General features: G+C 46.7%; 17 protein-coding genes. 11 read left to right on the forward strand and 6 right to left on the reverse strand.

Annotated elements, in window-relative coordinates; translation table 11 throughout:
* Positions 1-92: 92 nt before the first annotated feature.
* The 3 genes from ZMTM_RS10130 to prfB all read right to left on the reverse strand — a co-directional run bounded on the left by ZMTM_RS10130 (position 93) and on the right by prfB (position 4,515).
* Positions 93-1,559, reverse strand: a complete 1,467-nt coding sequence (locus ZMTM_RS10130) for a putative porin (RefSeq protein ID WP_221763737.1) — start codon at positions 1,557-1,559, stop codon at positions 93-95.
* Positions 1,560-1,874: 315 nt separating this feature from the next.
* A complete protein-coding gene (gene lysS / locus ZMTM_RS10135) occupies positions 1,875-3,377 on the reverse strand; it encodes a lysine--tRNA ligase (RefSeq protein WP_221765686.1) in 1,503 nt (500 codons plus the stop codon).
* 33 nt (positions 3,378-3,410) lie between these two features.
* A protein-coding gene (prfB, locus tag ZMTM_RS10140) for a peptide chain release factor 2 (RefSeq protein ID WP_221763738.1) occupies positions 3,411-4,515 on the reverse strand; the annotation gives its coding sequence in 2 pieces (ribosomal slippage) (positions 3,411-4,433 and positions 4,435-4,515; 1,104 coding nt in all).
* Between the two features lie 265 nt (positions 4,516-4,780).
* Between prfB and pstS the strand changes: the two genes are divergently transcribed.
* From pstS to ZMTM_RS10180, 8 genes are all read left to right on the forward strand, one after another.
* Positions 4,781-5,830 (forward strand): phosphate ABC transporter substrate-binding protein PstS, encoded by a 1,050-nt coding sequence (gene pstS, locus ZMTM_RS10145; RefSeq protein ID WP_221763739.1) that lies wholly within the window; start codon positions 4,781-4,783, stop codon positions 5,828-5,830.
* A 118-nt stretch (positions 5,831-5,948) separates the two neighbouring features.
* Positions 5,949-6,905, forward strand: coding sequence for a phosphate ABC transporter permease subunit PstC (pstC, locus tag ZMTM_RS10150; RefSeq protein WP_221763740.1), 957 nt, complete (start codon positions 5,949-5,951; stop codon positions 6,903-6,905).
* Positions 6,902-7,759 (forward strand): phosphate ABC transporter permease PstA, encoded by an 858-nt coding sequence (gene pstA, locus ZMTM_RS10155; protein ID WP_221763741.1) that lies wholly within the window; start codon positions 6,902-6,904, stop codon positions 7,757-7,759. The genes pstC and pstA overlap by 4 nt, the downstream gene beginning before the upstream one ends.
* A 13-nt stretch (positions 7,760-7,772) precedes the next feature.
* A complete protein-coding gene (pstB, locus tag ZMTM_RS10160; protein ID WP_221763742.1) occupies positions 7,773-8,543 on the forward strand; it encodes a phosphate ABC transporter ATP-binding protein PstB in 771 nt (256 codons plus the stop codon).
* 189 nt (positions 8,544-8,732) lie between these two features.
* Positions 8,733-9,317, forward strand: a complete 585-nt coding sequence (locus ZMTM_RS10165) for a YceI family protein (RefSeq protein ID WP_221763743.1) — start codon at positions 8,733-8,735, stop codon at positions 9,315-9,317.
* A gap of 25 nt (positions 9,318-9,342) precedes the next feature.
* Complete coding sequence (locus ZMTM_RS10170; RefSeq protein ID WP_221763744.1) at positions 9,343-9,978, forward strand: ParA family protein; 636 nt, start codon at positions 9,343-9,345, stop codon at positions 9,976-9,978.
* Complete coding sequence (locus tag ZMTM_RS10175) at positions 9,968-10,939, forward strand: CYTH domain-containing protein (protein ID WP_221763745.1); 972 nt, start codon at positions 9,968-9,970, stop codon at positions 10,937-10,939. Before ZMTM_RS10170 ends, ZMTM_RS10175 begins: the two co-directional genes overlap by 11 nt.
* Positions 10,940-11,079: 140 nt before the next feature.
* Positions 11,080-12,195, forward strand: a complete 1,116-nt coding sequence (locus tag ZMTM_RS10180) for a pentapeptide repeat-containing protein (protein ID WP_221763746.1) — start codon at positions 11,080-11,082, stop codon at positions 12,193-12,195.
* On the opposite strand, the gene ZMTM_RS10185 is transcribed toward ZMTM_RS10180, so the two are convergent.
* From ZMTM_RS10185 to ZMTM_RS10195, 3 genes are all read right to left on the reverse strand, one after another.
* Complete coding sequence (locus tag ZMTM_RS10185) at positions 12,145-12,828, reverse strand: Crp/Fnr family transcriptional regulator (RefSeq protein WP_221763747.1); 684 nt, start codon at positions 12,826-12,828, stop codon at positions 12,145-12,147. The genes ZMTM_RS10180 and ZMTM_RS10185 overlap by 51 nt on opposite strands.
* Before the next feature lie 65 nt (positions 12,829-12,893).
* Positions 12,894-13,289, reverse strand: coding sequence for an alternative ribosome rescue aminoacyl-tRNA hydrolase ArfB (gene arfB, locus ZMTM_RS10190; RefSeq protein WP_221763748.1), 396 nt, complete (start codon positions 13,287-13,289; stop codon positions 12,894-12,896).
* Between the two features lie 7 nt (positions 13,290-13,296).
* On the reverse strand, positions 13,297-14,757 hold the full coding sequence (locus tag ZMTM_RS10195; protein WP_221763749.1) for a M17 family metallopeptidase: 1,461 nt from the start codon (positions 14,755-14,757) through the stop codon (positions 13,297-13,299).
* A gap of 273 nt (positions 14,758-15,030) precedes the next feature.
* On the opposite strand from ZMTM_RS10195, the gene aceE reads away from it, so the two are divergent.
* The 3 genes from aceE (at position 15,031) to lpdA (ending at position 20,925) form a co-directional block, all read left to right on the forward strand.
* Positions 15,031-17,685, forward strand: a complete 2,655-nt coding sequence (aceE, locus tag ZMTM_RS10200) for a pyruvate dehydrogenase (acetyl-transferring), homodimeric type (RefSeq protein WP_221763750.1) — start codon at positions 15,031-15,033, stop codon at positions 17,683-17,685.
* A 60-nt stretch (positions 17,686-17,745) separates the two neighbouring features.
* Positions 17,746-19,083: a dihydrolipoyllysine-residue acetyltransferase gene (aceF, locus tag ZMTM_RS10205; RefSeq protein ID WP_221763751.1), complete on the forward strand. Its 1,338-nt coding sequence runs from the start codon at positions 17,746-17,748 to the stop codon at positions 19,081-19,083.
* 75 nt (positions 19,084-19,158) lie between these two features.
* Entirely contained in the window at positions 19,159-20,925 is a 1,767-nt protein-coding gene (gene lpdA, locus ZMTM_RS10210) for a dihydrolipoyl dehydrogenase (protein ID WP_221763752.1), read from the forward strand.
* The last annotated feature ends 38 nt before the right edge of the window (positions 20,926-20,963 follow it).

Below are 20,963 nucleotides of genomic sequence, written 5' to 3' on the forward strand. Positions count from 1 at the left end.
AAATATGCACATACTGCATTAAACCATAAAAAAAGCCCCTAACTCACGCTAGGGGCTTTTCAATCAAACTTTTAAATCACTAACAATTTTGCTTAGAACTTGTATGTCAAATCCAATTGCAGCAATTGGTATTTATTTAAATCAAGACCAATATCACTTGCCGTACCTGATGTTGCTAAGGCACTATTTTTACGTGTAGCAGAAGCACCTGTAACATCAACAAATACGTTGCTACGCAAGTTATAGGTGGCTTTGGCAACAACACCCTTCATGTTGACGCGTGAGTCCATCAAGTCTGAATCCACCGCATTTTGGTCAACTGCATAAGTACCCACATCTTGCCACCAGAATTTTGCTTGCCAATCACCCTTGGATGGTTTTTTGTCTTTAGCTGATGTAATGCCTGCACCCAACAACCAAGCGGTGTCATCATTTCCTGCAGCGGCAAGTTTTTTTCCTGTAGTCGTGTTGGCACCAACAGAATTAATAGCTGCATTAAAGCGGTCACTGCCTGCAGTGTTATATACATAGTCGCCAAAAACCTTATAACTTAAGTCACCTGCAGTCTTAAATTCAATTTCCGCAGGAATTTCAATAGTCTGCAAATTGTTAGTGCCACTGTTAGCGGCTACAATTCCCGTACTAGCGCCAGTTAAAGAAGGCACAAAGATATTTTGGTTACTATTGTTACCGTTATTTTTATTGTTGCTATAAGTCGTGTAAGTAATTGCAGCCTTAGCAGAAACCATATCGGTGATAGGAAACTTCAAGCCACCTTGGAAAGCCAAAATGTTGTTGGTGTATCGATCTCCAGAAGTCGACAATGATGGATTACCCACATTAGAAAAGTTCTTGTAGTCACCAACGTATTGTGATTGCACAAAATTACCGAAGAAGTTGATTTTGTTGTAATCGTAGCTTACTTTTTCAGCAGCACCCTCAAACGTTAAATCACCGTCCCATACCATACTGGTAGTGTAAAGCGGATTCTTGATACGACCCGCCTCAACAGCTAGCCAGTCAGTCATCTTCCAACCAACCATAGCGCGCTTAACGTACAAAGTCTCTTTGTTATTTGCGCCATTAGTTCCATTACCACCATTACCAAACGTAGCATTGTCAGAGCGACCACCTGGACCCATCGCAAAGGCCAAATCAGTATAAAAATCGTCTGCTTTGGTCTCTACACCAAAAGTCAGCTTATAACGACCTCTAGATCTCTCTTCCTCACCAAAAATACCAGCACCCGCACCAGCCGTACCAAAACCACCGCCCTTGCGATATTCTTCACGCACACGTACATCACCATAAACTGTTGCATTATCAATTGCGTCACTAATCGTTACACGTGCTGCTTTTTTCACTTTCTTATCGGCTGCTGCAATATCGTTTTCACGACCTTTTAGCAAAGGCAATGCCTCTTCTTCAGTCAGTACGCCCTTTTTAACTAAAGCATCAACAAGGTCAAATGTTGAATCTGCCATTGCGCCCGCGCTAAAGCTCAATGCTAGCGCGCCTGTTACGGCAATGAATACGCCGCGTAGTTTCATACTCTTCATGTGGTCCACCCCTAGTTAATAAATAAATTGGTAAAGTTGCTTTCAACCCGAGTGGATTTTGCGGATTCAATGTGACAAATTGATGACGAAGATTGAGATATGGCTATTTTGTTGCAGAAATACAACAGGCCAATAATGGATTTGTAGACCTAAATATTCGTTGTGAAATCACGATATTTAGATGAGTGATTTTATAGACCGAGTATTAAAAAAATGTGTTGTGACTTCTTGATTCAGCAACATCCACCAACGCTAGACAATAATAAAAAAGCCCCTTTCGGGGCTTTTTTATTCAATCGCGTTTCTTAAAGAAATCTAGTTCTCAGCCCGCATATGTGGAAACAAGATCACATCACGGATACTTGGACTATCAGTCAGCAACATCACCAAACGGTCTATACCAATGCCACAGCCGCCTGTAGGTGGCATGCCGTATTCAAGCGCGCGAATAAAGTCAGCATCGTAATACATAGCCTCATCATCACCCGCCTCTTTTGCAGCTACTTGCGCTAAGAAACGGGCAGATTGATCTTCTGCATCGTTCAATTCAGAAAAACCGTTTGCGATTTCACGGCCTGTAACAAACAGTTCGAATCGCTCGGTAATTTCAGGGTTTGCATCTGATGCACGTGCCAAAGGTGAAGTTTCCACTGGGTAGTCAATAATATAAGTCGGCTTCCACAATTGGCTTTCAGCGGTTTCTTCAAATAGGCTTAATTGCAATGCGCCCAAGCCAACATGATCAAACGCTTTTACACCAAACTTTTTAAGTTCTGCACGCAAGAAAGCAGCATCGCCAAGCTGCTCTAATGTGTATTGCGGCGCATATTTTTGAATTGCGCCAGCAATTGTCAGGCGTTGAAAAGGCTTGCTTAAATCCAGCTCACGGCCTTGATATTGCAGCACCGCTGAACCACATGCTGCAATCGCAGCGGCACGAATACAATTTTCTGTGTAATCCATCAACCACTGGTAGTCGGTGTAGGCTGCGTAAAACTCCATCATGGTGAATTCGGGGTTGTGGCGAACGCTCAAGCCTTCATTGCGGAAATTACGGTTGATCTCAAACACACGCTCAAAACCACCAACAACCAATCGCTTGAGATAAAGCTCAGGTGCAATGCGCAATGTCATTTCCATATCCAGCGCATTGTGATGTGTCTTGAAAGGCTTGGCCGATGCGCCACCTGGAATTGGGTGCAACATTGGCGTTTCTACTTCAAGGAATTCATTCTGTAACATGAAGCCACGAATAGCCGAAACGATCTTGCTACGCGTGATGAAAGTCTTGCGCGTTTCTTCAGACACAATCAAATCAACATAGCGCTGGCGATATTTGGTTTCCTGATCAGCCAGGCCATGAAATTTCTCAGGGAGTGGGCGCAGTGATTTGGTCAGCAAGCGCAGTTCAGAAACCTTGATAGACAGCTCACCCGTCTTGGTTTTGAACAGCACGCCTGATGCCGCAACAATGTCGCCTAAATCCCAATGCTTGAAATCTTCGTAAATAGTTCCTGGCTGGCCTGCTGCAGCAAGATTATCTTTGGAAATAAACAATTGAATACGGCCAGAACCATCTTGTACGGTAGCAAAACTGGCTTTACCCATTACACGTTTCAGCACCATGCGGCCAGCAAGGCTCACAATCACTGGTGTGGCATCAAATGCTTCATTCTCTTTATCGCCATGTGCAGCATGTAAATTGGCTGCATGGTCTGCAGGTTTGAAATTATTAGGGAAAGCAACGCCATTAGCCCGTATGGTTTTAAGTTTTTCACGGCGCTCGGCAATCACATGATTTTCATCTTGTACTGGCATTTGCTCAGATGGATTTTGCTGTTCACTCAATTGCTATACTCCCTGCTTCAAACTCTCGGTAATAAATGGGTCAAGGTCGCCATCTAGCACGCCTTGAGTGTTGCCAATTTCTACATTGGTACGTAAATCTTTAATACGTGATTGATCCAGTACATAGCTACGAATCTGGTGACCCCAACCAATGTCGGTTTTGGAGTCTTCCAGCGCCTGCTTTTCTTCGTTACGTTTACGCAACTCTAGCGCGTATAACTGCGCTTTTAGCATATTCATCGCCTCGGCACGGTTGCGATGCTGAGATCTATCGTTCTGACACTGCACAACCGTATTCGTTGGAATATGCGTAATGCGCACAGCGGAATCTGTCTTGTTAATATGCTGCCCACCAGCGCCACTGGCTCGGTAAGTATCTACACGCAAATCTGCAGGATTGATTTCAATCTCGATGGAATCGTCTACTTCTGGAAATATCTGCACACTGGCAAATGAGGTATGGCGCTTGGCGTTTGAGTCGAATGGAGATTTGCGCACTAGGCGATGCACGCCATTCTCAGTGCGCAAAGTGCCGTAAGCGTAATCACCAGTGATTTTAATCGAAGCGCCTTTGATACCAGCGATATCGCCTTCAGACTCTTCAAGTACTTCAACCTTAAAGCCTTTGCGCTCGCAATAGCGTAGGTACATACGAAACAGCATACCTGCCCAATCCTGGGCTTCTGTACCACCACTGCCAGATTGAAATTCGATGAAACAATTGTTGGGATCCATCTGGCCGGAGAACATACGGCGGAATTCCATTTCAGCCACACGCTTTTCCAACGCTTCGCTGTCGGCCTGAACGCCAAGTAAGGTATCGTCGTCGTTTTCTTCACGTGCCATTTCAAAGAGCTCGCGACCATCACGTAAACCAATCTCGACTTCGGTGAGCGCTTTAACCACTTGCTCTAGCTCGCGTTTTTCTTTGCCTAGCTTTTGCGAGCGCTCATTGTCATTCCATACCTTGGGGTCTTCTAATAACTGACTGACTTCTTCCAGGCGTTGTTGCTTGGTTTCAAAGTCAAAGATACCCCCGAAGTGCATTGTTACGCTCAACAAGGTCAGTTAAACGATTTGAAATAAGATTGATGTGTTCCGGTTCCATTGATGCAACAGCCTTCTTGCCTAGACTAAATCTAAGCTTAATAAAGATTAGTTTTTAAGTAGCAAGATTATACATCAAAGCGTTACACATACCTCTCAGTGCTAACGCACAGCGCGGTGTAAATATCGGGCATAGCGTGATTAAAGAATTCGTCACAATAGTGTCATAATTAGCGATTATGCTTCAGGCTGGTTTTACAGGTCGAATTTGGGTTGTTTTAACTCTAGCTAGACACATTTTTTTGCAAAACAATCGGGAGAAATCAATGCAACTTTTAAACCGTACGCTGAAATGCACACTAGCTGCAGTCAGCTTCACAGTGGCCACCAGTGCTTTCGCAGTCGATATTACTGGCGCTGGCGCAACATTTCCATACCCTATTTACGCTAAATGGGCTGAATCTTACAACGTTAAAACTGGCGTTAAATTAAACTACCAATCAATTGGTTCTGGCGGTGGTATCAAGCAAATCACTAATAAGACTGTTGATTTCGGCGCATCAGACAAGCCTTTGAAGCAAGATGAGTTAGATAAAGCAGGCCTTATGCAGTTCCCAACAGTAGTTGGTGGCGTTGTTCCAGTAGTAAACATTCCAGGTATTGAAGATGGCGTCTTGAAATTAAATGGCGAAGTATTAGCTAATATTTTCCTGAAAAAAGTGACCAAGTGGAGCGATGCTTCAATCAAAGCATTGAATCCAGGTGTTGATCTACCTGATTCAGCGATTACTGTAGTTCACCGTTCAGACGGTTCTGGTACCACATTCGTGTTCGCTAACTACTTAACAAAAGTTAGTCCAGAATGGAATGATAAAGTAGGTGCTGACACTTCTATCCAATGGCCTACCGGTATTGGTGGTAAAGGTAATGAAGGCGTAGCTTCATACGTTCAACGCGTTAAAGGCTCTATTGGTTATGTTGAGTTTGCCTATGCAAAACAAAATGCACTGCCTTTTGTTACATTGCAAAATAAAGAAGGTGAATTTGTTAAGCCTAGCATCCAGAGCTTTCAATCAGCAGCTCAATACGCTGACTGGAAAAATGCTCCTGGCTTCTACGAAATTCTGACCAACGAGCCAGGTAAAGCAACATGGCCAATTGCAGGTGCTACCTTCATCTTGCTGCAAAAATCACAAGATAAGCCAGAAAATGGTAAAGAAGTGCTTAAGTTCTTTAACTGGGCTTACGCCAACGGTGGCTTGATGGCTAAGGGCTTGGACTATGTTCCTATGCCTGCTGATGTAGTAAAGCTGATTCAGGCGCATTGGAAAGCAAATCTCAAAGCGGCTGATGGTTCAGTAATCGCTGCTGAGTGATGCATAAATAAGCATGTCCTCCTATAATGACAATCAAGAGGAAAAGTACGTAGGGGGAGATGCACTCTCCTCCTCCGCACATTTTTCATTACAATCAAAATCTAACGAGTCAAATGTGATGTCGAACTCAAACCATAAATTCAATTCAGGTGCTTTCTTCGATAAGATTTTTAGAAATAGCACCATGTTTTTTGCATTTGTGGTGTTCAGTGTGATATTTGCCATTATGGCTACGCTAGTGGTTTCCAGCCTGCCAGCACTTAAAGCGTTTGGTGCTGGTTTCTTCTTTAGCGATACATGGAACCCAGTCACTATACAATTTGGCGGTCTGGTTCCAATTTACGGCACATTAGTCACTGCAGCTATTGCAATGGTCATTGGCATACCAGTGAGTTTTGGTATTGCCATGTTTATTACCGAGCTTTGCCCTAACTGGTTAAAGCGTCCGCTTGGTGTCGCAATCGAATTACTAGCAGGCATCCCAAGTATTATTTATGGTATGTGGGGCTTATTTGTGTTTGCACCTTTATTTGCAGATTATGGTCAGCCATGGATTAATGATCACCTTGGGAGCTTGCCATTCATCGGTGTCATTTTTGCAGGCCCAACCATGGGTATTGGCATGCTGACGGCAGGCATTATTCTGGCGATTATGGTGATTCCATTTACATCCTCTGTAATGCGAGACGTGTTTGAAGTGGTGCCACCATTGTTGAAAGAATCGGCATATGGTCTTGGTGCAACCACTTGGGAAGTTCTAAAGAACATCGTGTTGCCATACACCAAAATCGGTGTAGTGGGCGGCATTATGTTGGGCTTAGGGCGTGCATTGGGTGAAACCATGGCAGTCACTTTTGTGATTGGTAATGCGCATGAGCTCTCAGCTTCGTTACTGATGCCAGGCAATACTATTTCATCCGCGCTAGCTAATGAGTTTACTGAGGCGGTTGGTGATGTATACACCTCATCACTGATTACTTTGGGTCTAACGCTATTCATCATTACATTCATCGTGCTGGCATGCGCAAAACTTCTACTGATCAAGCTTGCAGCGCAAGAAGGTAAACAATCATGAGTTCATTTAATAATACACTTTACTTCCAGCGTAGGATTACTAACGTAATTACAACTGCACTTTCAGTCTGTACCGTGGCGTTTGCACTGACATTTTTAGTGTGGATATTATGGACGTTATTTAGCAACGGTTTCAGCTACATAAGCTTGGATGTATTTACCAAAAATACGCCTCCTCCTGGTAGCGCAGGTGGCTTGCTGAATGCGATTTTTGGTAGCTTGTACATGGTGCTTGTTGCAACTTTAATTGGCACACCAATAGGCGTGCTTGCTGGAACTTATCTGGCTGAATACGGTAAAGCTGGCTGGTTAGCGCCTGCTACTAGATTCATCAACGACATTCTGCTTTCAGCACCTTCAATCGTAATCGGTCTATTTGTTTATGAAGTCGTAGTGCACCGGATCGGCCACTTCTCTGGATGGGCGGGCGCGATTGCATTATCGCTGATCGTACTGCCAGTGATTGTGCGTACCACAGAAAACATGCTGCAGCTTGTCCCTGGGAGTTTACGTGAAGCAGCTTCAGCCTTGGGTTCACCACAATGGAAAGTCACCACATTTATTGTGTATCGTTCAGCTCGTGCAGGCATGTTGACGGGCTTGCTGTTAGCCGTAGCTCGTATCAGTGGCGAAACTGCGCCACTGTTGTTCACTGCGCTGAATAACCAGTTCTGGAGTTCAGACATGAACGGCGCAATGTCCAGTGTCGCCGTGGTGATATTCCAGTTCGCCATGAGCCCATATGAAGACTGGCAACATCTGGCTTGGGCTGGCGCATTGCTGATTACTTTATTCGTACTTGGCTTGAATATTCTTGCCCGTACCATTTTCCGTCCTGGCCCTATTTCGAGCTAATTTAGGAATTAATATGTCTACTACTATTGAAGTACCAAAAATTGTCACGAACAACCTGAATTTTTATTATGGCAAATTTCATGCGTTGAAAAACATCAATCTCAACATTGCCTCAGGCAAGGTCACTGCATTCATTGGCCCTTCTGGCTGTGGCAAATCAACTTTGTTGCGCACGTTTAACCGCATGTATGAGCTATATCCAAAACTGCGCGCAGAGGGTGAGATTCTACTAGATGGTCAAAACATTCTTGATGCTAAACAAGACTTAAATCGACTAAGAGCCCGTGTTGGCATGGTATTCCAGAAACCTACGCCATTCCCCATGTCGATTTATGACAACGTTGCTTACGGTATCAAGCTGTATGAAAGGCTTTCTCGCGTAGAGATGGACCAGCGTGTTGAATGGGCATTGAAAAAAGCTGCATTGTGGAATGAAGTGAAAGACAAGCTAAACCAGAACGGCGCGAGTCTTTCAGGCGGCCAGCAACAACGCCTGTGCATTGCACGCGGCATTGCGGTAAAGCCAGATGTCTTATTGCTGGATGAACCTTGCTCTGCACTTGACCCAATCTCTACAGCGCGTATCGAAGAGTTGATCAACGAACTGAAGTCTGAATACACGATTGTGATCGTGACCCACAACATGCAACAAGCTGCCCGTGTGTCTGATTCAACCGCCTATATGTACTTGGGCGAACTGATTGAGTTTGGCGATACTGACAAGATATTCACCAACCCAACCCGTAAAGAAACTGAAGATTACATTACAGGTAAATTCGGTTAATCAATCAGTATGGTTAATAGCTCCGAGTATTAGCAACATAATAAAAAGCCAGACTTGTTCTGGCTTTTTATTTTTATAAAGTCTAGCGAAACCTGGCTGAGTCCAATATCTTTCATCTGTGATATTCTGGCGCAGTTAATTCAACACCAACTCACAAACCACCATGACCAATGCCAGAGGGTTAACCAGATGAATTTAAAAGTAGCGTTTAGCGCATTCGCGCTGGTTTTAATCGCAAGCCACAGCAGCTTAGGCTTGGCAGCGGACACCTATAAAATAGACCCGAACCATACTTACCCCAGTTTTGAGGCAGATCACTTTGGCGGCCTTTCTGTCTGGCGTGGCAAGTTCGACAAAACCAGCGGCAACATTACCCTTGACCGCGATGCCAAGACAGGCACAGTGGATATTGTGATTGATACCACCAGCATAGACTTTGGCCATGACAAGATGAATGAGCATGCCAAGTCTGAAGATATGTTCAATGTTGAAAAATTCCCAACAGCTAATTACAAAAGCAAATCTATTACTTTTAAAGATGGCGTACCAGCTTCAGTAGAGGGTGAGCTGACCTTGCTGGGCGTGACCAAACCTGTGACTTTGACCATTAATAAATTCAAATGCATAGACCACCCGATGCTCAAACGTGAAGTGTGTGGCGCTGATGCATCTACCACATTTAATCGTGCTGATTTCGGCCTGACATTTGGCCTGCCGAGATTTTTGCCTGAAGTGAAGCTTTCCATACAAGTAGAAGCCATCAAACAGAATTAAAACGAATATCGTTGGAGAAACCAGTTTGAGAAGTATTCTAATCGCCAACCCGAAAGGGGGCAGCGGTAAAACCACCATCGCTACTAATCTGGCAGGCTATTTTGCAACGCGTGGCAAGCACGTGGTGCTGTCGGACATGGATAGGCAGCGCTCTGCCCTGGATTGGCTGGAGCGACGCCCAGACAATGTTGCGCTAATTCACGGCTTGAATGGCAGGGGCAAGCATACTGATAGCCTAAGCGCTGACTGGACCATTATTGACTCAGGCGCAGGCTTGCATGGCGATAAATTAAGCGATGCAGTGAAGCTTGCTGACTGGGTCATTGTGCCGATTCAGCCCTCTGCTTTTGATATCGGTGCCGCTGAAGATTTTTTGCAAATACTGCGGGATGAAAAAGCCGTGCGTAAGGCGCGTACATTTGTGGCTGTCGTTGGTATGCGTATTGATAGCCGCACCCGCTCGGCACTCAAGCTACAAACCTATCTAGAAAAAAGCGGATTCCCCATTCTGGGCAATTTACGTGACGCGCAAATTTACCCATTGGTGGCCGAGCATGGCCTCAGTATTTTTGATATGCGCCCCGCGCAAGTTGCACGTGATTTGCAACAATGGGCACCGCTGCTACATTGGCTCATTAACGCTGACAGCCATGCAAAATGAGGCGCAGCATCAGCCTGGCCTGAATGAAATAGAACTAAAGCTACGGATTGCAGAAGTTGATGCACCCACTTTATTCAAGCACCCCAGCATTCAAAAAAGTTTATTTAGCCCGCCACAGACCAGAAGACTAATCAGCGTCTATTACGACACACCGATGCTGCAATTACTTGACGCTGGCATCAGCCTGCGCGTGCGCAGCATGTCTGGCGGCTGGTTTCAGGCGGTAAAAAGCACGGGCAGCTCTGTAGCCGGCCTGCACCAGCGTATGGAGTGGGAAGATATTATCTCAGGCCCAGAACCTGATTTTTCTAAAATCACCGAACCAAGTCTCGCCGCAATATTTGCTGACCTTGAACTACGCCAAGCACTTAAACCGATTTTCACTACCGATGTCAATCGTACAGAGTGGCAACTTGCCTATGAAACCAGCCAGATAGAACTGGCACTTGATATCGGCAAACTGATTATTCACTCCCAATCTGATAAAGCAATTGCCACCGAGTCAGATATTTCCGAGATTGAGCTTGAATTAAAACAGGGCAATCCAAGTGATGTGTTTACGCTGGCCATCGCCTTACAACAAGATATTCCATTAACGATAGAAAACACCAGCAAGGCAGAATATGGCTACGCGTATTTCCGCTCAATACCTTTTAAATCAGCTGCATCTGTGCCACCCAACAACCATTTAGAAATCCCTTGGGATTGTCTGCAAGCGTTACAAGATGGGCTCAAAAATTCAAATGACGATACGCCAATCCTTATAAAATCAGCGGCCAATCGATTAAGTCATTTGATTACTTCAAGTGCTAAAAACGAGCAGAAATTGTTATTATCAGAGTTGGAATGGCTACAAGAGCTGTGCGAAAAGACCTCTGAAAACGAGCAACTGCAAGCCGCCATTAACAGCCAGCGCTATCAAGGCTTGCTACTCAAGTTAGCTGCGTGCTTACTAAAATAAATAATTGATCCAACTAAATTTACGCTTATGTAACTTCGGTTACTGAAGATTGTCATAAGGGCGAAGATACTTGAGTTTGGCATACCTAAAAGTATCTCTTAATTAAAATAATACTTATACAAATTCGGTGGAGAACAATCATGAAGCGCTTTAATTTATCGGCATTATTAGTTGCAATTACACTTAGCTTATCTGGTAACCTTTTTGCAGCAGAATTTAACAAGAACTGCACCACCAGCTTGGGCAATAAATTAGTCGTACCAACAGATTGTTCAATCAAAACCGAATACCAAGGCAAGACTTATTGCTTCGGCAGCGAAGGCTCAAAAGCAGCTTTTCTAGCTGACCCCAAAGCCACCATCATGAAAGCAGAAGCGTTCTACGATAAAAAGCCAGAAATGGCCATGCCGATGGCACAGCCAGCTGAAGAAGCCAGCCGCGACAAAATCACACAAGAACAAGCATTGGTCATCATCAATAGCAAAACCTGCGATCTATCCAATAAAGATTTAGGTTACCTCGAGTTCGACAAGATGGATTTGCGCCATTGCAAAATGGTGAATACCAGCTTTTTTGGGGCTTATTTACGAGGCGCTGATCTTAGCGGCACCAATATGCAAGGCGCTTACCTCAATCTGGCCCGATTGGAAAACACCAATTTAAGCGGTGCAGACTTAACCAACGCGATTATCTTTCAGGCGATTTTTGATAAAACCAATTTCAAAGGCGCCAACCTCACCAATGCTCGCATGATAGGTACGCTGGGCGCTGTCGATATTAGCGATGCTAACGTTAAAAATGGCAAATTCGGCTTGGATGTAGGTAATCAACCAATGGGGCAAATGAAGTTTGATTCTGTAGGCGGCAAGTTTGCTAATACCAACTTTGCAGGCGCTGACCTCAATATCGCCAACTTCAGCTTTGCTGATTTACGCAATGCCAACTTGAGTAATACCAACCTTTACCGTGCCGATTTAAGCCAAGCGGATTTAACTGGGGCAGACCTCACAGGCGCTAACTTAACGGATGCCATTGTGGATAGCGCTACATTCAAAGATGTAAAAGGCTTATCTAGTGTTAAGGGCTGGGCGACTGTTAAAGGTAAGTGCCATGACTGCCAGTCAGCCCTGAATAACAACCCTAATAAAGAAGCTGAATATACTGATGCCGAATTAATCATCCACGCCAAAGCAGAAAAGCAGGCTTTAATGTGTGCCAATCTGGCACAGATGAAGCAAAGCGCTGCGGTTCACTAGCTCAAGATGGCCGCGGCCTAGCGATACCCAGCCTTTTTGTTCAAAGCGCTTAAGTTGGCGGCTCACTACTTCACGCGCAGTACCAAGCTCATCAGCAAGCTGCTGGTGAGTGCGAGTAATGTTGCCGCCTTCAGAATCCAACAATAACTTAGCAAGGCGAATCTCAAGATTCTGGAAAGCGACTTCATCAAGCAATACAATTAAGTCGCTGATGAGCGCGCCATAGTTATTCATCACAAATTGGCGAAACACTGCGGACTCAACCATCAATTGATGAAAGCTTGCCGCTGGAATCACCACATCACGGATGTCTTTCTCGACCACGCTTTCGGCAGGATAATCGCTGCGGCCAAGTAAGCAGGTAGTGGTTAACACACAGGTTTCACCAGCACCAACGCGATACAACAGAATTTCTCGGCCGCCAGCGGAGATTTTATAAACCCGAGACTGCCCCGCAAGCCGCATAACATAAGCGTTGCAGGGCACGCCCTCTCGATACCCAATCGTACCCACTAGCGCCTCAACCATGCGCGCCGATTTACTCAACAGCTCACGCGCTGAAGTTTCCAGCCCAGCGAGATCAGGGAAAATATCTAGCCAGGATAGATCCTGACCTTGTGATAAAGATTGCATCACTGCTCCTCAGTAAACAACACGTTGATCGTGTTTTATTTTTTTCTTTCAGTTAGCCGATAGGTTTAATCAAACACTCGGCCACGCAATGATTTAACGGCTGCGCGATGCGCCTTGCCTTCAAGCCGTTTACGAATGTGGCTTCGGCTTGGCCTGCTGGGCAATCGCAACTTTGGCAATACTGCCACACTATTCACCAGTTCATGCAGGCGGCGAAACGCATCTTGATAATTCATCTCGCGGCTGCGATAAACTTGGGCTTTGATGACGATAACACCCTCACGCGTAATCCGCTGATCTCGTAATTCCAATAAACGCTGCTTAATCTCATCGTCTAATGATGAAGCCGTAATATCAAAACGCAAATGAATTGCGCTAGATACTTTATTGACGTTCTGGCCGCCGGCACCCTGCGCTCGAATGGCGGTGATTTCAACTTCAGCATCTGAAATGGTGACCACGGCCAATTTAGATGAATTCGCGCTTCAGCAAATCAAACCCGAAAGCGACACCAAAACCGTTTGTCTCTGTAGTCACCGCACCCAAGCCGCCTTTACAGCTATAAGAGGATAAATCAACGTGTACCCATGGAATATCACCTTCAATAAATTTGGCTAAAAATCTTGCGGCGAGGGTGTGGTCTGCGCCACCTTCAAGGGTGCATTGTTTGATATCAGCGATATCGCTTTCCAGATCATCTTCATAATCTTCGTCAAACGGCAAAACATATACGCGCTCACCGGCCTGTATGCCAATATCCACGGCCTTGGTAAGTAGTTCTGGACGGTTACCGATAATGCCACTGGCGCGATTGCCTAGCGCCACGTACATACTGCCAGTGAGGGTTGCGAAATCCATGATGAATTCAGGTTTCTCGCGTGAAGCCAAGGTGAGCGTATCCGCCAACACCATGCGCCCTTCAGCATCGGTATGCACAATTTCTATGGTGGTGCCGTTTAATGCGGTGACTACATCATTCTGTTTATATGCCAAAGGGCCAATATGATTTTGCGTGATAGCCAGCCAGCAATCTATTTTGATGGGTAGCTTTGCCTCTGTAGCAGCTTGCAGAATACCCAGCGCAACGGCTGAGCCATTCATGTCTTCATGCATACCATGCATATATTTTGCTGGCTTGAGATTGTGCCCGCCTGTATCAAAACAGATGCCCTTGCCTACCAAAGCAATATGTTTTTTTGCACCCTTGGGTGAGTAGGTCAGATGAACAATAGCGGCATCTTGCGGATCAGACCCTTGCGCTACCGCAACAAAGGCACCTGCACCTAATTTACGCAGCTTCTTAAAATCGAATTCTTCATGTTGCCAGCCATTGGTTTTTGCCAGCTTGGCGATTTTTTCACGGTAAATAGTGGGCGTCAGTTGGTTGGGCGGCAAGATGCTGAGTTGTCGGGTTAATAAGTTGCCTGCAGCTTTTGCCTGAATGTCAGAAAATGCTTTAGCGTCAGCGTAGCCAAACACACTGATACTTTTCAGTTCACGTGCCTTCTTAGCAGATTTTTTCTTGCTATTCGTTAACGCAGTCGCATTGACTGCCGCAACATAGAAGGCGTCTTGTGCTGTATGCCGGCGAACTGACTCATCACCAAACACAGCAATGGCCAATGCCTGCGGCTTTTCGTCCAGCAAAGGTTTAATAGCTTTACGTAATTGTGTGTGACGCTGAAATGGTGAGAGCTTTTCTTCAAGCACTACCCAACTTGCCATGGTGCCCTCTGGCAAATCAAATGTGATCGGAGTCTTAGCCAAGTCAGAATATTTTGTATTGCTGCGCTTGAGTCTGGCGTCTAATAAATCACTGAAGGGCAGGCCCTGTGGGCGACCAGCTGGCAAGACCAGCACGATATGTTTAAACTCAGATAGAGATTTTTCATCTGCTGGCAAGGCAGATTGTTTCAGTTGTAACGACATAACATCCCTTTAGCAATCATTAAGTAACTCAAAAGTGCGACAAAAGCGCATCAAGAACATTCAGTAAACTTGACCAAAATAGGCAAAAAAGCCAAACTACAACCTTTGCCAGCTACCAAAAGTGAGCGGCGCAAAGAGATTGACTAATCAACCAGACTGAACACAAAGTTTTAGCAAGCAGATTTGAGGTTGATTATACCCATAGCCCCGAATCTTAAATATCCTGTCTAGGATTTCCTAGCAAATAGACGACAGCTTCCCGGAGACTCACACATGGCATTAACCCCCGATATTGATCCTCAAGAAACCCACGAATGGCTCGATGCTATCGCAGCGGTACTTGAGAACGAGGGACCTGAACGCGCGCATTTCTTACTTGAAACCCTGATTGACAAGGCAAGACGCTCTGGCGCCTACCTGCCTTACAACGCAACGACTGCTTACGTAAATAGCATCCCCACCAATCTGCAGGCGCCATTAGCTGGCAACCCTGAGATGGAACGCCGCATCCGTGCGCTGGTGCGCTGGAACGCAATCATGACGGTATTGCGCGCCAATGAGAAATCGCCTGGTGTTGGTGGTCATATTGCAAGTTTCCAGTCTGCTGCTACTTTATATGACGTAGGCTTTAACCACTTTTTCCGCGCTGCCAATGAAAGTTTTGGCGGCGACTGTATTTATTTCCAGGGTCATTCCTCCCCTGGTGTTTACGCACGTGCTTTCCTTGAAGGCCGCATCAGCGAAGAACAGCTTGATAACTTCCGCCAGGAAACTGGTGGCAAGGGCATTTCCAGCTACCCGCATCCATGGCTGATGCCAGACTTCTGGCAGTTCCCAACCGTATCCATGGGTCTAGGTCCTTTGGCTGGTATTTATCAGGCACGCTTCCTCAAGTACATTCATGATCGCGGCATTGCGGATACTTCAGACCGTAAAGTCTGGGTATTCTGCGGTGATGGTGAAATGGACGAGCCTGAGTCACAAGGCGCTATTTCACTAGCTTCACGTGAGAAACTGGATAACTTGATTTTTGTCATCAACTGTAATTTACAACGCCTAGACGGCCCAGTGCGCGGCAATGGCAAGATCATCCAGGAACTGGAATCCAATTTCCGCGGTTCTGGCTGGAATGTGTTGAAAGTGATCTGGGGCTCTTACTGGGATCCATTGTTGGCGATGGACAAAGACGGTCTGCTCAAAAAACGCATGGAAGAATGCGTGGACGGCGAGTACCAGAACTTCAAGGCCAAGGGTGGCGCTTACACACGTGAACACTTCTTCGGCAAGTACCCTGAATTGAAGGAAATGGTAGCCGCCATGAGCGACCAGGATATCTGGCGCCTGAACCGTGGTGGCCATGATCCGCATAAAGTGTATGCAGCTTATGCCGCAGCGACTAAACATAAAGGTCAGCCTACCGTTATCCTAGCCAAGACCGTCAAGGGCTACGGCATGGGCGATGCAGGCGAAGGCCAGAACATTACCCACCAGCAGAAGAGCATGGATATCGACTCACTGAAGAAATTCCGTGATCGTTTCGACCTGCCATTAACTGATGAGCAAGTCGAAAGCCTCTCGTACTACAAACCTGCGGCAGATTCACCAGAGTTGCAATACCTGGCTGAGCGCAGCACCGCGATGGGGGGCCATGTGCCCAAGCGTCGCCGTAAAGGTAATGAACTGACCGTGCCTGAGCTATCAGCATTCGAGAACATGCTGGGTGCAACGGGTGACCGTGAAATCTCTACCACCATGGCGTTCGTGCGCATCCTCTCCACATTGGTACGCGATAAGCAGATCGGCAAATATGTGGTGCCTATCGTGCCGGATGAAGCACGTACTTTCGGTATGGAAGGCATGTTCCGTCAGCTAGGCATCTACTCTTCAGTAGGCCAGTTGTACGAACCTATGGACTCTGACCAGGTGATGTACTACAAGGAGTCTAAAGACGGCCAGATTCTGGAAGAAGGCATCAACGAAGCTGGCTCATTCGCTAGCTGGTTAGCCGCAGCAACCTCGTACAGCGTGACCGGCGTGCAGATGATTCCGTTCTACATCTACTACTCCATGTTCGGCTTCCAGCGAATTGGCGACTTTGCCTGGGCAGCCGGTGACTCACGTGCGCGCGGCTTCTTGCTAGGTGCTACCGCTGGTCGTACAACGCTAAATGGCGAAGGCTTGCAGCACGAAGATGGCCATAGCCACCTAATGTCTGCCACCATCCCCAACTGCGTGTCTTACGACCCGACATTTGCTTATGAACTGGCCGTGATTATCCAGGAAGGCCTGCGCCGCATGGTGCAGAACCAGGAAGATGTTTACTACTACATCACCCTGATGAACGAGAACTACAGCCATCCAGAAATGCCTAAAGATAGCGCTGAAGGCATACTCAAAGGTATGTATTCTTTCAGCAAATCAAAAGCCAAAGGCCCCAAGGTACAGTTAATGGGTAGCGGCGTGATCCTGCGCGAAGTGATTGCTGCTGGCGCATTGCTGGAAAAAGACTGGGGCGTATCCGCCGATGTCTGGAGTGCTACCAGCTTTACCGAGCTGCGCCGCGAAGGCATGGATGTAGAGCGCTGGAACTTGCTCAACCCTGAGAAAAAACAGAAAGAAACCTATGTTGGCAAGTTGCTGAGCAAGGCTGAAGGCCCAGTGATTGCTTCTACTGACTATATGCGCTCATTTGCCGACCAGATTCGCAACTTCATCCCCAACCGCTTTGTTGCACTGGGTACTGATGGCTATGGCCGCTCTGATTCACGCGAAGCGTTGCGTAGTTTCTTTGAAATTGATCGCTACTACATCGTATTAGCCGCATTGAAGGCGCTGGCAGACGACGGCAAACTGCCAGCGAGCAAGGCGACTGAAGCTATCAAGAAATATAATATTGATATTAACCGTGCTAACCCAACCACTATTTAGTGCTGAACCACGCTAGTGGCTTGGTTTAACCTTTAGTTGAATACTGGAAACGATAAAAACATGGCAATTAAAGAAGTTCTCGTCCCCGATATTGGTAATTTTGATAGCGTTGATGTGATTGAAGTGCTGGTGAAAGCTGGCGATGTCATTGCTAAAGATGACTCGCTGCTAACATTGGAGTCTGACAAGGCATCTATGGACATCCCTGCGCCATTTGGCGGCACGGTGAAGGAAGTCAAAATCAAGGTAGGCGACAAGATCAAGCAAGGCGTGTTGATCCTGTTGCTGGATGCTGCAGAAGGCGCAGCAACAGCAGGAAAACCTGCGGCACAGCCATCAACCACACCTGTGGTCTCTGCGGTCAAAGTTGATGACAAACCAGTTGCCATTCCAGAGCCTAGCCTCAAGGTCGCTGAAGTACCTCAGGTCATACAGCCAAAAGCAACACCAAATCCAGTCGCGGCAACTGCAGTAGGCGCTTCAGGCAAGCTCGCTCATGCGAGCCCTTCAGTGCGCAAATTTGCACGTGAACTGGGCGTGAATTTGGCGCTAGTCAGTGGTAGCGGCAGCAAAAACAGGATTCTGCAAGCTGATGTACAAGCCTTTGTTAAAGGCGAGCTCGCAAAACCGCGCTCCGAAAACAGTGGTTCAGGCCTTACAACATTGCCGATGCCAGTGATTGATTACAGTCAGTTTGGTGGTACCGAGATCAAACCATTGTCACGCATCAAGAAACTTTCTGGTGCTAACCTGCATCGGAACTGGGTCACTGCACCGCATGTTACGCAGTTTGATGAGGCTGACATTACCGACCTGGAAGATTTTCGTAAATCCATGGTGGCCGATGCTGAAAAACGTGGCGTCAAACTGACACTGCTGGCTTTCCTCATGAAAGCCGTAGTGAATGCATTGCGCACCTATCCTAACTACAATGCCTCACTTTCACCAGAAGGCGATAGCCTGATCTTAAAGCAGTATTACAACATAGGCTTTGCCTGCGATACACCAGATGGCTTGGTAGTGCCCGTGGTGCGTGATGTGAATACCAAGGACGTAATGGATATTGCACGTGATTTGGCTGACCTCTCCGCCAAGGCACGCGAACGCAAACTTAAAGTGGAAGAAATGCAAGGCGGCTGCTTCACCATCTCCAGCCTCGGTGGTATCGGTGGCACCATGTTCACGCCGATTATCAATTGCCCAGAAGTGGCGATTCTAGGTGTGTCACGCTCCAGCTTCCAGCCAGTTTATGATGCAAAAACCAAGAGCTTTGAGCCACGCCTGATCTTGCCGCTATCGCTCTCTTATGACCATCGCGTGATCGACGGTGCAGATGGCGCGCGCTTTACCAGCCACTTGCGGATGATGCTATCCGACGTTCGCCGCTTGCTGCTCTAAAGTATTAATAACTCAAGCCATTACAAATAAATGCAGATAAAGCCTGAAAGCAGGCTTGTTTGTTAAGGATAGAACATGAGTAATTTAGTTGAAGTATTAGTGCCAGACATCGGCAATTTCGAGAGTGTCGATGTGATTGAAGTACTGGTAAAAGCTGGCGATGTGATCGCAAAAGAAGACTCTCTGATTACGGTAGAGTCTGACAAAGCGTCGATGGATATCCCCTCTTCCCAGTCTGGCACTGTAAAAGAAGTTAAGATCAAAGTAGGCGATAAAGTGGCTAAAGGGTCATTAATTCTGCTGGTTGAAGCAGAAGCCTCTGCAACAGCTACTCCTGCAAAAACAGAAGCTCCAGCGCCTCAAGCTGCAGCAGTTGCCGCACCTACGCAAGCAATCGTGGCAACTGGCAGCAGCGATATCAATACCCAAGTCGTTGTCTTAGGCTCAGGCCCTGGTGGCTACACTGCTGCGTTCCGCGCCGCAGACTTAGGTTTACAAGTTGTTCTGATTGAGCGTTACGCCACGCTAGGTGGTGTTTGCTTGAACGTAGGCTGCATTCCCTCCAAAGCGCTATTGCATACAGCCAAAGTGATCACAGAAGCTGAAGAAACCGCACATCATGGCGTGAGTTTTAGTGCACCCAAGATTGACTTAGATACCCTGCGCAACTGGAAAGCTAACGATGTGGTTGGAAAGCTCACTGGCGGCTTGGCAGCAATGGCCAAACAACGCGGCGTAACCGTAGTTACTGGCCTAGGTAAATTTACCAGCCCGAATCAAATTGCCGTTACTGGGGCTGACGGCAAAGTCACCACTGTAGGTTTTGAGAATGCAATTATCGCCGCAGGCTCACAAGCCACCAAATTTCCAGGTGCGCCAGAAGATGATCGCATCATGGATTCCACTGGTGCGCTGGCGCTGGCCGACATTCCTAAACGTATGCTGGTGATTGGCGGCGGCATCATCGGCCTAGAAATGGGCACAGTATATGATGCTCTTGGCACTAAGGTCAGCGTGGTTGAATTCATGGATGGCCTGATCACTGGTTGCGACCGTGACCTAGTGCGCCCTTTGCAGAAGCGCATGGAGAAACGCTTTGAAAGCATCATGCTTTCAACCAAAGTCGCCAAGATCGAAGCCAAAAAAGACGGCATTCATGTCAGCTTTGAGGGCCAAGGTGTTGAAAATGGTTCTGCACCTAAAGATGCTCAACTTTATGACCGTGTACTCGTGTCTATAGGCCGCAAACCAAATGGCAAGAATATCGGTGCGGAATCAGCTGGAGTAGCAGTCGATGACCGTGGCTTTATCGCCGTGGATAAACAGATGCGCACCAATGTGCCTCACATCTTTGCCATCGGTGACATCGTCGGACAGCCTATGCTGGCACACAAAGCCACTCATGAGGGCAAAGTTGCCGCAGAAGTGATTGCTGGCCACAAGGTTGAGTTCCAGGCTATGGTGATTCCATCTGTGGCTTATACCGACCCTGAAGTGGCATGGGCAGGCATCACGGAAACTGAAGCCAAAGCTAAAGGTATTGAGATTGAAAAAGCCTCATTCCCTTGGGCCGCCAGCGGTCGTGCCCTTTCGATTGCGCGTACCGAAGGCAGCACCAAGCTGATTTTCGATAAAGAAACTCATCGCGTGATTGGTGCTGGCATTGTTGGCGTAAATGCTGGCGAATTACTGGCAGAAGCCGTACTTGCCATTGAAATGGGGGCAGATGCGCATGACTTGGGTTTAACCATCCACGCGCACCCTACCTTGTCTGAAACGATCTGTTTTGCTGCCGAAATGAAGGAAGGTACGATTACCGACCTGTACATCAAGAAGCGCTGAGAAATTACCCAGCATTACATCTTAAACCCCAGGGACTA

This window comes from Methyloradius palustris, from assembly GCF_019703875.1.
Classification (GTDB): Bacteria; Pseudomonadota; Gammaproteobacteria; order Burkholderiales; family Methylophilaceae; genus Methyloradius; species Methyloradius palustris.

Excerpts from the sequence above, each read along its gene's own strand:
- ZMTM_RS10195 (WP_221763749.1), bottom strand. The coding sequence starts at position 14,757 with ATGTCGTTACAACTGAAACAATCTGCCTTGCCAGCAGATGAAAAATCT.
- pstS (WP_221763739.1), top strand. The coding sequence starts at position 4,781 with ATGCAACTTTTAAACCGTACGCTGAAATGCACACTAGCTGCAGTCAGC.
- ZMTM_RS10180 (WP_221763746.1), top strand. The coding sequence starts at position 11,080 with ATGAAGCGCTTTAATTTATCGGCATTATTAGTTGCAATTACACTTAGC.
- ZMTM_RS10175 (WP_221763745.1), top strand. The coding sequence starts at position 9,968 with ATGCAAAATGAGGCGCAGCATCAGCCTGGCCTGAATGAAATAGAACTA.
- ZMTM_RS10165 (WP_221763743.1), top strand. The coding sequence starts at position 8,733 with ATGAATTTAAAAGTAGCGTTTAGCGCATTCGCGCTGGTTTTAATCGCA.
- pstB (WP_221763742.1), top strand. The coding sequence starts at position 7,773 with ATGTCTACTACTATTGAAGTACCAAAAATTGTCACGAACAACCTGAAT.
- ZMTM_RS10185 (WP_221763747.1), bottom strand. The coding sequence starts at position 12,828 with ATGCAATCTTTATCACAAGGTCAGGATCTATCCTGGCTAGATATTTTC.
- lysS (WP_221765686.1), bottom strand. The coding sequence starts at position 3,377 with ATGCCAGTACAAGATGAAAATCATGTGATTGCCGAGCGCCGTGAAAAA.
- pstC (WP_221763740.1), top strand. The coding sequence starts at position 5,949 with ATGTCGAACTCAAACCATAAATTCAATTCAGGTGCTTTCTTCGATAAG.
- pstA (WP_221763741.1), top strand. The coding sequence starts at position 6,902 with ATGAGTTCATTTAATAATACACTTTACTTCCAGCGTAGGATTACTAAC.
- aceE (WP_221763750.1), top strand. The coding sequence starts at position 15,031 with ATGGCATTAACCCCCGATATTGATCCTCAAGAAACCCACGAATGGCTC.
- lpdA (WP_221763752.1), top strand. The coding sequence starts at position 19,159 with ATGAGTAATTTAGTTGAAGTATTAGTGCCAGACATCGGCAATTTCGAG.
- aceF (WP_221763751.1), top strand. The coding sequence starts at position 17,746 with ATGGCAATTAAAGAAGTTCTCGTCCCCGATATTGGTAATTTTGATAGC.
- ZMTM_RS10130 (WP_221763737.1), bottom strand. The coding sequence starts at position 1,559 with ATGAAGAGTATGAAACTACGCGGCGTATTCATTGCCGTAACAGGCGCG.